A 15082-nucleotide genomic window follows, 5' to 3' on the forward strand; every position below is an offset into this window, starting at 1 on the left:
AATAGAATTACATAATTCCTTTTTCTCTCAGCTTTAATTGCCATTTCCAAGCTGAATCCATTGTATTTTCAATGTTTTCCTTGGCAGTCCATCCCAGAACTATATTTGCATGCTTAGGTTCAGCCCATATTTTTTCTATATCACCCTCGCGGCGTCCTACGATTTTATAGTTTAGCTTTACTCCCGATACTTTTTCAAATACATTGATAAGTTCCAGAACAGAAACTCCACGGCCTGTTCCCAGATTGAAAATTTCGACTTTCTCTTCCGATTTATTCTCCAGCATGCGATCGATAGCTATTACATGGGCTTTGGCAAGGTCTACCACATTGATAAAATCGCGGATACATGAACCGTCAGGAGTATTGTAATCGTCACCGAATACACTCATTTGCTCACGTACACCAATAGCTGTCTGCGTGATATAAGGAACAAGATTCTGAGGGACACCATTCGGTAATTCTCCTATTTCGGTAGAAGGGTGCGCGCCAATCGGATTGAAGTAGCGCAGGATGATACTTTTTATATCGGCTCCTGAACGTACAAAATCCTTGATTATTTCCTCGTTTATTTGTTTTGTATTTCCGTATGGCGATTCTGCCGGTTTTACAGGGGCAGTTTCATCTATCGGATTTACATCCGGTTCCCCGTATACAGTGCAAGACGATGAGAAAACGATATTCTTAACGCCAAACTGCGGCATCAGGTCGAGCAGGTTGATAAGGGAATTCAGGTTATTCCTGTAATAAAGCAATGGTTTTTGTACCGATTCACCTACAGCTTTGCTTGCGGCAAAATGTATAATTCCTTTGATGTCGGGATGAGCAGTGAATAGTTTTCTCAGTCCTTCGAGGTCGTTACAATCCAGCTTTTGGAAAACAGGCCTGATGCCTGTGATACGTTCGATTCCGTCGATGGAGTCGGCTGTCGAATTGGATAAGTCGTCGATTATAACAACCGAATACCCTGCATTTTGCAGTTCTACAACAGTATGTGAACCAATATATCCGGCTCCGCCTGTTACAAGTATTTTCCCTTTCATTTTTAGTGTGTTTTAATTAGGTGGTAAAGATACAAAATAGCAGATAAAGTAAAAAACGAAGAGAAGAAGTTTATCTAAAATAAACACCCCTGTACTATTTGTACAAGGGTATTTTATCAAGGAAGAAATCTTATAAGCCCATTCTGCTACTAAAGTTTTGTTAATATAATTGCAGTTCCTCCACTGGTTGCAAGTTCCAGGTTAAGAGTCGTACCGGAATTTACTTCGACCTCTTCAATTTCTATAGGGTATGGATTGGTTTTATATTCGGCATCTTTACCGTCTCTGAATATTTTAGCTTTGTATCTGGCTCCCTTATCCAAAAATGAGAGAGATAAGCTCAATTTACGGCTGTCGGCATTCGTAATAGCTCCTATATACCAGTTTTCGCTATCCCTGTCTTTACGGGCGATAGTTACATATTCACCTATCCTGGCATCCGGGATTACGGTTTTAGCCCAGTTTGTAGGGCAAGAAGTAATGAACTCAAAAGCCGGATTATTTTCATAGTTTTCTATATCGTCCGAAGCCATTTGCAGAGGGCTATATATCACAACGGATAGAGCAAGTTGTTTTGCCAGAGTGGTTTGCACGCGTGTATTTGGAAATACCGGATTGTTGAAATTGAATGTGCCCGGAGTAAAATCCATTGGACCAGCCAATCCCCTCGTAAATGGGATAATTGTAGTATGATCGGGAGGATTACCTCCATCTTTAGACCAGGCATCCCATTCCTGCCCCCTGACTCCTTCCTGAGTCATCAGGTTTGGCCATGTGCGTTGCAGGCCTGAAGGCATTACGGGTTCGTGGTTATCTATCATTATATGATATTTTGCGGCCGTTTCCAGCACTTTACGGTAGTGGCGTACTCCATACTGACTGCTATTTCTTTGTTTGCCATCCAGAAGGGGACTCACATATCCGGTTTTTACGACATCTACTCCATACTTTTGGTAAAGAGCAAAAGCACTGTCTAATTGTCTTTCATAGTTGAGTGTGGCTCCTCCGGTTTCGTGATGACCGATAAGCTTAACGTTTTTCATCGCTGCATATTTAGTTATTTCTTGTAAATCGAAATCGGAATATGCCTTTGTAAAGCTGAATTTATCACCCTCTTTAGTCCAGTTGTTCTGCCATCCGTCGTTCCATCCTTCAACCAGTACGCCGGAGAAATTGTGTTTGGCGGCGAAGTCAATGTATTTTTTTACATTCTTTGTAGTTGCTCCGTGTTTAGGACCTTGATACCAGGTGTATTTTTCCATGTGCATTCCCCACCATATACCGATATATCTTCCGGTTTTGATCCACGAGGTATCTGTTATCTTATTGGGTTCATTCAGGTTGAGCATCAGCCTTGAAAGAATAAGATCTCCCGGTTTGGCAGCGATGATAATTGTACGCCAAGGCGTTACTCCGGGAGCCTTCATAAATACTTTCTCCCCTGTCGCCCATGGGGTCAGGTCAGCCTTTAGTACAGATGTTTTACCTTTTGACAAGAGATTCATTGCCGCATAATCAGTAAGATTAGCTTCGTGAATTGTCACATATAGGCCTCCTTTTGTTTCCATGGTCAGAGGAGTGCAAACAGTATCCAGTTCGTTTGCCGGAGCTGTTGTATACAGGCCTTCATAATACTGTGTCTTATATGCAGGAATAGACCATGTTTTATAATTTTCTGCAAGAGCAAACTCGGTGAGTTCGTCCATGATGATAAAGTCTTTCAGGTTTTCCTGATCTGGAAATTCGTAACGGAACCCCACTCCGTCATCGAATGCACGGAATATGATAGAGAACCTACGTTTCAGACCATCAGCCTCTTCCACATTTACAGCCATCTGGTTGTACTTGTTTTCTACAGCCATTTCTTCTCCCCATGGCTGGTCCCATGTTTCGCTAAAAGATGATTGCTTTATATCGGTGATGGCAAGGTTTGCTGAAAAGCTGTTCTCTTTCAGCACAAAGCCGAGAAGGGACTTATTCAGAATTGCTTTACCATCTTTTTCTACAGAGTAATAGATCTTTCCGCCTTCTGCCGTTACAGATATAAATATACTACCATCAGGGGAAGTAACCGAAGATGGTACTTGAGAGGGAGTACATGCGATGAGGCATGAGAGCGCGAAGATCAATAAATATAATACATGTTTCATGATGTAGTTGTTATTATCTGTTTTTCAATTCATTTACTATCTGTTGAGCCTTAGTATCCTGCAATGATATATAGTAATAGAAAGCTTGCAGAAGCTCTTTTTCTATCTGGGTATTTCCTTTATATTTCTTTTTCAGGTTATAGTAATCAAGAATACTCTCCAGAACCTGTGTATTGTACGATATTCCCGAAAATATCTGGATTTCATTTAAGAACTTATAGCCGAATTCTTGAGTAGGTTCTATCATTGTTCCTTCTCCAAAATCGTTCCATGTAATAAGTTGCAGATAGCCTGTATTTTTATTTTTGGCCATTTGCAGCAGGCTATGGAGTAATGCTGCATCCTGATGATCTATTGTTGCCAGAACGGAATTTCCCCATCCGCCTTCTTTATAGAAATCTTTAAATCCCGGATAAGCGCCACCAAAGAATATATCGAAATTATCTTTTACAGCATATTTCGTTTCCATAGAGGTCGCGTCTACCCAGATGTATTCTCCCGCCGCATTCTTATTCGCCGTATTGCTGGCCAGACCTGAGTGGCCGTATAGGGTGACAAAGGCAGGCTTGTTTTTTAAGCTGCTGAATATATTTGTCCATTCGGCAGGTGTTTTGATTTGTTGAGGGCCGAAAACCATCAAGAAAGGTTTGCTGTCTATCTTTATATAGTTGGACTTGCCGAAGAAATTGCTTTCCAGATATTGCATATCGGCTTTAGCCTGTGTAATTTTTGCATTGCCTTCCAAATCATCTTTTAGTGTTTGGTCTTCATATACGATAGCAAACTTTAAACCTACTTTTTCCAATCCTTTTACAATAGCTTCCGTATTTGTTTTATTGGCTTTATAGTCATATTTATCACGGGTACCATACCAATCGATCAGAATACCATCGACTCCCGAATATTTCATTAGCAGAAGGTGATATTCGATTACGGCTTCATTGCTTGATGCATATGGACCTATCAGAGGATAATAGTGAGAGGCTATTTCTCTCTTGCCGCCGGCATCTGTTTTGTCGGGATTTTTATTGGCCATAGTCCAATGCTGTCCCCATGTTCCATTATTGGTTTCTTTTGTCTCGAACCAAGGCATGTAATGTACATACAAATTCATCGGATTTGTTTTTGTAGCGGATGCGGGCTCAAACTTTTCTATTTCGTTACCGTTTCCATTACCTTTATTTGCAGATTCGTCATCATTTCCGCAACTGATGAACAATATGAATAAAACGAAGGGTATAATCACTGAAATCCTTTTCATTTGTAAAAGTTTAATATTCATCCGATGATACTATATCACCGGATGAATTGGTTTGAAGGCTAGTTATAGCCCGGATTTTGCTTTAGCTTGTTGTTTTTCGCGATTTCCTGAGCAGGTATAGGAAATAGGCCGGTATGCTTGTCCGCACTATCAGCTGGTTTTTCCCACCATGCCCCGTAGTACGTTCCAAAACGGATATTATCTGTTCTGCGATGGTCTTCGAATACAAATTCTCTCCTCAGTTCCTGATCTATAAAATTAAGATCGATCGTTTCGGGAGTAGTAAGTCCTGCTCTTGAGCGTATTTGCTCGATGAAAGGACGTGCTGCCCCGGCATTACCCAAACGGATATTGGATTCTGCCTGCATCATAAGTACTTCAGCATAGCGCATAAGCACAAGGTCGTGGTCTCTTTCCCATGCTACTCCTTCTTTTACTTCATATTTGTTTAATCGCCCTCCTTCATTCTGTGGAGATTTGGTTATATCAGTAATCTCTTCTGTATATACCAATGGATTGCCTGAGGCCGGCATAATGATAGTAGATCCGGTTCTGAGATCGATCTGAGGTCCCATAAGAATGGATTTACGGCGAATGTCTGTTTCTTCAAAGGCAGAATATAGTCCCGGCTGAGCGCTGATCCCGTTTCCACACCACTGATAGTTTCCTGTTGCTGAAATAGCCCATTTTTGTTCATAATGAAATGTCATTGAATGGAGGAAATTACCGAGAGTACCCATTTTGTTATCATAAGGAATACTGAATATAATTTCTTTGGAAGTCTGATTCTCCGTCTTGAAACTTGTGAAATAATCAGGTTCTAATTGGCCCGAAATCTTACTGCATACAGTCAAACAGTCGTTCCAGCGTGCCTGGCCTATATATACTTCCGAATTCAGATACAATCTGGCCAATAACAGATTTGCTGCATTTTGGGTAAATCGTCCATAGCCTTCTGTTGGTAAATAATTTATATTACCAGTGAGTTCTTCTTCTATAAACTTGTAAACATCGGCTCTGGATGATGTCTCAGGTATATTCTCCACTATATAGGATATTTCGATAGGTACATTTCCATACCAGTCTAATAGTTTATAATAGTAATATGCGCGCAGACACTTCAGTTCGGCAAACAAAGGCTTGCTTGCTTCTTCATCTAGCCCCGATTGTTCTACCTGGTATATAATGGCATTGGTCGCAGCTATTCCGTTATAGGCATACTTCCACAATGCCCACAATTTGGGATTGTCCGGTTTCCATTGGTGACGCTGAATATCCAGATACATTCCCCCGTCGTACCAGTCATCGTTGGGAGTACGGGTTGGTATCACACATTCATCGGATGCCACCGATGGTACAAAAAACACAAATTCAGATGTCGGATAAAAATTCACTCCGTCCGAGGCTCCACCTCGCAAAGAAGAGTAAGCACGTCCAACTATTGTTTCTACTTCAGCCGGTGTTTTTCCGTAGTCACCGGAGCCGACTTTGTCATAAAGATCTTCCGATAAGTCGGTGCATGCACTTAGAAGCATGACTCCGCCTAGTATGGATATTATTGATTTCAATTTCATAGTTATTCAGAATTAGAAATGATTAAAATGATAGATTTATACCGAATGATATTGTCCTGGCTCGCGGATAATAATAGTTATCTCCGTCTCTGGATTCTCCGATAGATTTATCAATACCAGGACTCAGTAATCCGCTGTAATTGACTTCCGGGTCCATTCCGTCATATCTTGTCAGTGTAAACAGGTTCTCAGCAGTCGCATATACCCTGATTTTTGAGAACCAGTTGTTTTTCACAGGCAATGTATAACCAAGCGTAACACTTTGCAGGCGGAAGAAATCTCCCTTTTCGATCCAATAGTCTGAAAATATAGGCGAATCGGCAATTCCCTTGTTTAGCCATGCGTCAGGAATATTTGATCCGGGTAAGCGTCCCATACTGCTTATAACCATACCCTGAGCATTCAATATTTTTTGTCCGAACAATCCGTATCCGGCAATATTAAGATCGAAGTCACGATATCTGAAGTCCAACCCGAATCCCATAGTAAGTTTTGGCTGGGCATTACCCAGATCCTCATAGATAAGTTCTCCTTTCTCATCTTTATTCAGAATATATTTGCCATCTTCGTCGATTCCCAAACATTTTGGGCCCCAGAAAGTACCCACAGCATATCCTTCCCTCAATGTCTGGGTATAAACACCTGTCATACCTGTGAGGCCATGAAGATTTCCATAAGAAACGGCTTCTGTCTGATATTTATCGTTTGATAGCTTGGTTACTTTTTGTTTGTTATAGGCAAGTGTAAAATTTCCATTCCATGTAAAGTCTTTCGTATTTATAATGTTGGCCCCCAAAGTGAATTCGATCCCTTTATTCTCCAGGTCTCCCACGTTTGCCATCATCTCATGATAGAGGTATGGAGGCTGAGGAACAGGATAAGTATATAACAGGTCGGAAGTTTTCTTTATATATCCGTCGATTGTAACATTGAAGCGATTTAGAAAAGCAAAGTCTATACCGACGTTGGTTTGTGCCGTGGATTCCCATTTCAGGTCGGGATTGGCATTCTGAACAATGCCATACGATTGTTTCCAAGAATCGCTGGCCTGATCGTAATATGCTCCTCCACCTATCGTTCCCATCAGTGACAATGATTTGTAAGAGTCTATTCCATCCTGATTTCCGGTGATACCGAAACCTAGACGTAGCTTCAGATTGTCGAGCCATCCGCGGGTTCCTTCCATAAAGCTTTCTTCCGATATTCTCCATGCTGCTGAAACGGATGGGAAAGTACCCCATTTGTGATTGTCTCCAAAACGGGATGAACCGTCGCGGCGCACTGTTCCTGTGAACATATAACGATCAGACAATACATAGTTGACACGACCAAAAAAAGATATTAGCTTTGAAGTTCCCTTATATGAGGACGCGTCTCCTAATCCGAGTGTATTACCTGCTGCCAGATTATTGTAACCAAATATATCGGTATCGAATCCTCTTCTTTCGGCAGCAAAACCTTCATACATATTCTTCAGATATGAATATCCGCCCATCACATTCAATTTATGTATTCCGGCAAACTTTTTATCATATGTCAGGTAAGTCTCCGCCTGTGTATTGGTATAGTCGCCAAGCCTGCGCCTCCCATATCCTTTGTCGGCTATGCCGAAGAAAGCATATGATGGGGTATAGAAGCGTTCCTGATGTGAATTGTATTCGTAAGAAGCATTTACGGCGCCCTTCAATCCTTCTATAATCTCCAGTTCGGCTTTAGCGTAACCGAGCAAGCGTGTACGGGTCTGATCGTCTTTGCGATTGTTCAGTACTTCTACTGGGTTGTTATTGTTAGTACCTCCTATTTGAGTGTACTCTCCATTCTGCATTACCGGGAGAGTAGGATTCATATTATACGCCCTTTCATAAATGCGGATATCAACAGGGTTGTAGCTGTCTTTATTAGCATTGAGGCTCACTTCCAGTTTTAATCTGTTGTTCAGTCCATATTGGAAGGCAGATAAGCTACCGGCCAAACGGCTCAAAGCACTTGTTCTGATCACCCCCTGAGTATCCATATAGCTTAAAGAAGCTCTTACCCCACTTTGCTTACCTCCATTAGAAAAAGATAAATTATGTGAATGTGAAACAGCTGTGCGTTGAAGTTCTTTTTGCCAGTCTGTATCACCACCGTAGTCTACGGCCGATGTAACATTATTATCCCGAACATATTGCCTCCATTGGTTTGCCGATAATAAATCAAGATTCTTAGCAACACTGCTGATAGCTAAATAGCCATTATAATTCATTGAGAAATTGGAGGTTCCACGATTGGTTGTAACTATAATTACACCATTGGCTCCCCGCGAACCATATATGGCAGCCGCCGATGCATCTTTTAATACATCTATCGAAGCAATTTCGTTAGGTTGTATTGTATTCATATCAACGCCCGGAATGCCATCTACCACAATGAGTGGATTATTGCTTGCAGAGAGTGATGTTCCTCCGCGTAGACGCATGTTTGAACCCTGTGTAGGGTCTCCTGTAGCCTGCGAAACTGTAAGTCCTGCAACTTTACCCTGCAACAACTGTTCGGCCGATGTAATAACGCCCTTTTTCAAGTCTTCGGCCGAAACCGAAGTAATAGAGCCGGTAAGGTCCGATTTGCGCATTGTTCCATAACCTACACCTACCACTACTACAGCATCCAATGCAACCATATTCTCCTGTAGCTGTATGTTCATATCCGGAGTGGCTGCTTCTTTTAATGTATTATACCCTACATACGAAAACGTTAATATTTCACCGGCAGAGGCTTGTAATGTGAAGTTACCATCCTGGTCTGTAACTGTACCCAGAGCCGGGTTTGAAGGGACGATGCTTACTCCTATGAGTGGTTCTTTGTTCTGATCTACGACAGTACCCTTTACTGTTATCCGGTTTTGTGCGTATGCTGAGTTGATGAGACATACAACAGAGAGAATCATCAAGCATGCGTATTTTGAAAATCTTTTTAAATTCATCATCATATTATTTAATAAGGTTATCAACTTTTACTAATGGAATATCTCCTTCATAGATAGTCTTGCCGTTCTGATCTTTTACCAAAACATTGAGTTTGGATATATCCATTCCTTTAAACTCTTTGGCAACATTTATATATACGCGTTGCTGAGTCATTGCTCCTTCCATATCCCCTGTCAGGGTTTTGGTTCCGCCTTTGATAGTATATGAAAGCTTTTGGCCTCTGTCATTATTGTCACGGGTGATAATCAGAATGTCATTTATACTTATTTTCAATGGAAAGAAGTAGAAATTGGCGGGAGGGGGAACCGGTGTTCCGGGCGCTAGTATTTTCATATCCGGAGATGTTCCTGCCCAATCCGGAGCGGCATCATTGCCATTGTATTTAACAGCCAGAAAGACTATATTTTCCATTTCGTATTCTTCTGTAACACCGAAGTATGTTTGCGGCACTATATCTTTTTTATAAATGCCATTCCCCAAATGTTTGAACAGGGTTTTTTCACGAATCTCAGGTAACCATGCCTGGAATTGTTGCTGGGCATCCCAGTCGTTCAACCCTCCATGCATATGTACAGTGGAGGGCGCAGGATTAAATCCCTCAACCAGATTGGAATTGAAAAGAATAGATACAGTACTCCCCAGTTGGAAATCCGTTGGGCCGTAATCCATCATTTTACCACTTTCTACGAAATCTTTTACGTAGTCTGTTTTCGGGAGTTGCAGGGTTCCGGTAAGTTTTGTTGCATCTAAATCCCTTAGCAGAAAGTAAAAGGGCTCTTTATTATCAAAAAGTTCCTGAACAGTCATTCCGAAAAAAACAGTAGGAGTAAGGCTGATACTCCAGATTCTATTTCCTTCATATTTGATCGGAATAGGATTTCCCGTTGGGTTCTTAGGTGCCCATATCCATAAATAGAGGGCTTCCCCGTCATTGACCTGAGGTGCATTTCCGAAATCGAAGTACCATGTCACAGGTTCATCCATAGTGTATATTGATGGAACTGTCCACATTTTAGGATCTGCAATCGCTGTTTGAGCTTTAAGTGCCGTAAGAGAACAGAGTATGAATCCTAAAAATATATATATAAGTTTTTTCATAATATTTATTCTTCGTTAGATTGAATTGGGGTTGATAGTTTGTACTGATAAGAAACGAAAGAGACTCCGGCCGAACTACGGGTGAGTTTTAAGTCCATCTCAGCTTTTGATCCGGGTACCGAAACAATGCTTAACTGACCTGTCAGAGTCGTTTTATTAGCATCTGAGTAGAGATTGATAACCGGTGCAGAGCCGTTAGTATAAGGGAATGGTGAACTCATATCCCAATATCCATTGTTGGGGAATAGTTCGGGTGCGTTTCCGGATACCTTATACGATGTCGGCTGGTTGTTTGCATCGACATCGAACGAAATTCTGAAACTATTGAAATCGAATTGTTCAAACAAATTAATCTCATCAGGTTTAATCCCTGATACTTTTGCCGTTTCGTCAATTTCAGTAATTTCTGTTAACACCCAATTGCCTTTTACCTTTTCGTAGAGAGTGACAGGTTCTACAAAATGCCCATCGTCGGTATCGTTACACGCGGCAAACGAAAACATGACAGTCAGGAGAAGTAAAACAGCTAAATGCTTTAGTAAGACTTTCATAGGTACAAATTTTGGTTATTAAATAATGGAGTAATTAAATTTAAGTTCTGAGAAATACGTTTCTTAAAGGATATTAAAAAATATGTATCAATACAAATGTAGCTTAGCTGATCCGTAACAAAAATTATTCAATGAAATATATAATCATATTTCCAAAGATATTCTTGTTAAAGTTTTGTTTTATAGACTATTATAATTTTTGGCGTATAGAGAAAATATAACCTGAATATAAAAGAAAAAAAGAGTCTGCCGGACTCTTTTTAACATATATGGGCGAAGAACAACTTTATTGAGGAGTCGTCCGTACAGTTTTAATTTCCATTATTTTTTGCTCGAATTGTTCATTTGGTATAATGGATTTATTCTTGACTTTGGTTTTATAGGTATTTATTGTATTTACTGAATAATCCAGGAATTTTGCTATTCGTTCACTCTCGTTTATCCCCAGACGTATAAGGGCAAATATTCTGAGTTCGGGGGTTAGTTCCTTACCTGAGTCAATGACAATTATGTCTTCAGCTTTAAATAAACGATTATACTCTTCAATAAAATCGGGAAAAAGCCTTAAGAAAGTCTGATCGAACGATGAATACATATTTTCCCGTTCTTTTTTCAGGTCCGACTCCTTCAGATATGATTTGATATCATCATATTGCCGTGCCGTAATTTTACGGTTTATAGTTCTGTAAAGATTTTCGATCCGGTCTATATATTCAGATTTTCCATATAGTGATTGTACGATATATTCATCCTTTATTTCGTTTGCTTCCAACAGCTTGATGTTTGCGGATTTAAGGTTCTTATTTTGGGATTGGATGGTGTGCCTTGCCATCCGTAAGCGTTTTACCTGCTTATAGATAATAATTGTAGCTATTAATAGCAATACGAATAATAAAGATACCGTGACAGCAAATACGACAAGGCTATTTCTTTGTTTCTCAACCATTTCTATCCGTTCTTTCTCTATAATGGGCAAAATAGCACTTATTTGCATCTTTCTGTGGCGCGCATTGTAAAAATTCGCATCCTCCATGGCTATACGGATATATTTGTTGGCTCTGCCAACATCACCTGTTCCGTACAGTACACTTGCCAGATTTAATAAGGCAACACCTTCTTTCGTAGCAGATTTTATATCGCCTATGGATGCCTGCGACAGGTAATAGATGCCTCTGTCTATGTCTTTCATATCCCAGTACATATATCCGATACTGGATGTTGCAATGGCATATGTGTGATCGTCTAATTGCGGTGAATGTAACAGAGTCTGGAACGCGTCTATTGCAGCAGGAAAATTGCGCTGCTGCATACGTTTTAACCCCACGGTACCCCACATATCAGGCGACTCTACCGGAAGGTAGGTAATAGCTGAGTCACAGTATTGGAGTCCTTTTTTTATATAGTCGGTACTGAATGACACACCGTAACTATAATCGGCCATATCGTAATAAAGTCGGGCCATCAGGGAATAATAATTTTCTTTTACCTCAGGAGGAGCTTCTCTTATATCAATGGAATCCATTATATCTGAAGCTTCTTTGAACAGGCCGGACGAGAGATAACAAAAAGCGATATTCCTTTTGGCCAAAATAATACTGTTTTCATCTGAGATCCTGTTTGCTATATCAAGGGTTTTTTTTGCGTACACAAATGCCGAATCGTATTTATATGATTTATATTCATCAAATAATGAATTATACACGTTCAGTTTCTCTGCATCCTTGCTCGCGAATCCTATTTTTTCCATTAAAAGGCGTATTCTTGATTCTCTAAGCTGAACATAATATTCTTTATTCTCAATATATTTATCTAACTCTTCTACAGATCGTTTTACATCATCAGATTCAGAAGCTGTAGAATAGGATATAGATATACTGAAAAAAATAAGAAAAAAGAGATGTTTTTTCATAATAGAAGGTTCATAACTGATCTACATTGATATGAGTGCTATTTACAAAAATAATGTTTTTTCTGATAAATAAATATTATCAAAGAGATTCATATTTAGAAGTTTTCTATTCGCTACATAATTTAGTACAGGTCTTCCTCCTGGATAAAGGCTTGTTCCGCAGGTTATAAGCCAATTTGATTGAGTTAAGCTGCTATTCGGTTCTAATAGTTACAGTGTCAGGATGAAGGATTGCATCGTCAGCAGCCTTTTGGGCTATTGATATTTCGGATTCCGATAATGATGTAGGAGCAAATGAGTTTCCTACGACACTGTGTCCTGTTAGCTTTTCATACCATGCACATGCGGCAATATAACGTCCTGTTATAAGGCTAAGGTGATGCCCGTCTCTACAAAGAGTATCTCCTAAGCCTGACGAGCGTGCATTCTGAATAGCAGTGCCGGATGGAATGATAATATTTATATTTACTGCTTTTGCCGCTTGGTTAACTGCTTCTACAATAGCTGTGTACATCTGATACTGGTCATTGTTATAATTGGCGAATCCTTTGTTTACCGTATTTTGAGCATAAGCCCATGTCAGATGGAGCATATATTTTGTATCCGGGTTTATAACCCTGGCTTTTACATAATCGTATAAATTAAGTAAATAAGGGAAATAGGTGTCATACACCCCGGAATTGGGACTTACTTGCTGGAATGAAATATAGTCCCACGGTTCGCTTGGGATAATTTGAGATAATTGGGCGCCGGGTGTAACTGTTTTTATTCCATCTGCTTCTATTTTCCGGTACGAATAAACAGCAAGATCGTTTTCTGCATTATTCCAATGTTTTTCAAGTGAACACCCTCCAATGAGCATATTCCCTATTATGAAAGTCACCCCATCAGCTTTTCCCAGGTCGTAAAGATAATTTTCGACGGCGTCTTCCGAGAAACTGTTGCCAATAGCCAGAACACGTATTGTGTCATTTGACGCAACAATTGAGGAAATATAAATAAATAAAGCAATAGATAATAAGAAAATCTTCCTTTGCATAATGTAATAATATATAAATTATAATTGGTAATTCATCAGATATAAGCACATCTATAGAAGAGGGAAATGGTATAGTATTCACCAATGTAATCTAGCTTCCGGAATAGCCATGTCTATTATATCGGTCTCAGGCTGATAATCAGTCAAACATTGGCATATGTAAAACCTTTCAATATTATTCTTTGTTCAAACCGTAGTTTTATACTCTTCACTCGATAACAATATTGAAATTTGTATATCTTTGCAATTTTACGGCTTCAAATATACGAAAAAGAATTACATACAAGCCTTAATAGTAATTCGAATGAAAAACAAATTGTTATAGCACAGATAACAAGCAATATAACGTGATTATGTCTTCCCCAAAAACAACTATAAAAGAAATTGCCAGTTCGTTGGGGCTTTCTATTGCGACGGTTTCCAGAGCCCTCAACGATAGTTGTGAAATCCATCCGGAAACAAGAAGGCGAGTATTGGCCAAAGCTCAGGAATTACGTTATAAGCCCAATATTCAGGCTCGGAATCTCCTGAAAAGAAGGAATAATATGATTGGCATTGTTGTTCCCGAATTCATTACATTTTTTTTTCCTGAGATAATCATTGGGATACAAGAGGTTGTTAATAAGCAAGGCTATCAGGCTTTGATCTGTCAATCGAATGAGTCCTCGTCATTAGAACGTAAAAATGTAGAAATGCTTGAGGACAGTATGGTCGAAGGTTTAATTGTATCAGTTACTAAAGATTCTCAAAATATAGATTTGTATGAACGTCTGATACAAGAAAGAACGCCCATAGTATTTGTAAATCGTGTATTACCTCAATTGCAAGCAGATCAAATTGTTATTGACGATCGGAAATGGGCGTTTAAAATGGTAGAACATCTGATTAAATGCGGATACAAACAAATTGCCCATTTAGCGGGGAATCCCGATCTATCTGTTTCGAAAGAACGTTTGCAAGGTTATCTCGACGCATTGGCTACTTATAATATTCCAATACAAGAACAATTCATTATGCATGTTGGTGTGCAGCAGGATAGGGCAAAAAGTGGAATTGATTACCTGATGGTTTTAAAAGAAAAACCGGATGCTATCTTCGCCGTAAATGATCCGATAGCAATAGGTTGTATCCTCGAATTGAGAAAACGGGGACTCAATGTACCTAAAGATATTGCTGTAGCAGGATTTTCAGAGTCTCCTATTGGGAAAATCATGGAATTAACCAGTGTTTCCCAACCCACATTCGAGATAGGCAGAATAGCTGCGGAAAGGCTTCTGAAACAAATAGAGAATTACAATACCCTTAAAGAAACCATCGTTCTGGATGCAAAACTAAACATCCGGAACTCTACGCTTCCTCAAAGTAAAAGAGGGCATTAAGATATTCCAATATGTGATAATTGTTGTAAAATGGGCTGTCCCACATACATCTTGCTGAAATTTACCGCCTATAGTTTCCAATTATCTAACAACACTTCTATTCCCCTTCATTG

Annotated in this window: 10 protein-coding genes; 1 reads left to right on the forward strand and 9 read right to left on the reverse strand. The window is 39.7% G+C overall.

Annotation, left to right across the window (positions count from 1 at the left end):
* Nucleotides 1–7: 7 nt before the first annotated feature.
* The 9 genes from galE to ACYQ3L_RS03040 all read right to left on the reverse strand — a co-directional run bounded on the left by galE (nt 8) and on the right by ACYQ3L_RS03040 (nt 13590).
* On the reverse strand, nt 8–1042 hold the full coding sequence (gene galE, locus ACYQ3L_RS03000; protein ID WP_380001864.1) for a UDP-glucose 4-epimerase GalE: 1035 nt from the start codon (nt 1040–1042) through the stop codon (nt 8–10).
* A gap of 149 nt (nt 1043–1191) precedes the next feature.
* Entirely contained in the window at nt 1192–3192 is a 2001-nt protein-coding gene (locus ACYQ3L_RS03005; RefSeq protein ID WP_380001862.1) for a glycoside hydrolase family 97 protein, read from the reverse strand.
* A gap of 13 nt (nt 3193–3205) precedes the next feature.
* The gene (locus tag ACYQ3L_RS03010) at nt 3206–4453 is read right to left on the reverse strand and encodes a glycoside hydrolase family 99 protein (RefSeq protein ID WP_380001860.1); all 1248 of its coding nucleotides are present in this window, start codon (nt 4451–4453) and stop codon (nt 3206–3208) included.
* A gap of 59 nt (nt 4454–4512) precedes the next feature.
* Nucleotides 4513–6027: a RagB/SusD family nutrient uptake outer membrane protein gene (locus ACYQ3L_RS03015; RefSeq protein ID WP_380001858.1), complete on the reverse strand. Its 1515-nt coding sequence runs from the start codon at nt 6025–6027 to the stop codon at nt 4513–4515.
* A gap of 22 nt (nt 6028–6049) precedes the next feature.
* Nucleotides 6050–8995: a SusC/RagA family TonB-linked outer membrane protein gene (locus tag ACYQ3L_RS03020; protein WP_380001856.1), complete on the reverse strand. Its 2946-nt coding sequence runs from the start codon at nt 8993–8995 to the stop codon at nt 6050–6052.
* Between the two features lies 1 nt (nt 8996).
* The gene (locus tag ACYQ3L_RS03025) at nt 8997–10091 is read right to left on the reverse strand and encodes a hypothetical protein (RefSeq protein ID WP_380001854.1); all 1095 of its coding nucleotides are present in this window, start codon (nt 10089–10091) and stop codon (nt 8997–8999) included.
* Nucleotides 10092–10096: 5 nt separating this feature from the next.
* Nucleotides 10097–10642, reverse strand: coding sequence for a DUF5004 domain-containing protein (locus ACYQ3L_RS03030; protein WP_380001852.1), 546 nt, complete (start codon nt 10640–10642; stop codon nt 10097–10099).
* Nucleotides 10643–10928: 286 nt separating this feature from the next.
* Nucleotides 10929–12551 carry a SusR family glycan utilization regulator gene (gene susR, locus ACYQ3L_RS03035; RefSeq protein WP_380001850.1) on the reverse strand — a complete coding sequence of 541 codons (1623 nt, stop codon included), beginning with the start codon at nt 12549–12551 and terminating at the stop codon, nt 10929–10931.
* A 193-nt stretch (nt 12552–12744) separates the two neighbouring features.
* Nucleotides 12745–13590, reverse strand: coding sequence for a DUF4886 domain-containing protein (locus tag ACYQ3L_RS03040; protein WP_380001848.1), 846 nt, complete (start codon nt 13588–13590; stop codon nt 12745–12747).
* A 353-nt stretch (nt 13591–13943) separates the two neighbouring features.
* Between ACYQ3L_RS03040 and ACYQ3L_RS03045 the strand changes: the two genes are divergently transcribed.
* Complete coding sequence (locus tag ACYQ3L_RS03045; RefSeq protein WP_380001846.1) at nt 13944–14969, forward strand: LacI family DNA-binding transcriptional regulator; 1026 nt, start codon at nt 13944–13946, stop codon at nt 14967–14969.
* Nucleotides 14970–15082: the final 113 nt, after the last annotated feature.

It is taken from the genome of Dysgonomonas termitidis (assembly GCF_054657735.1).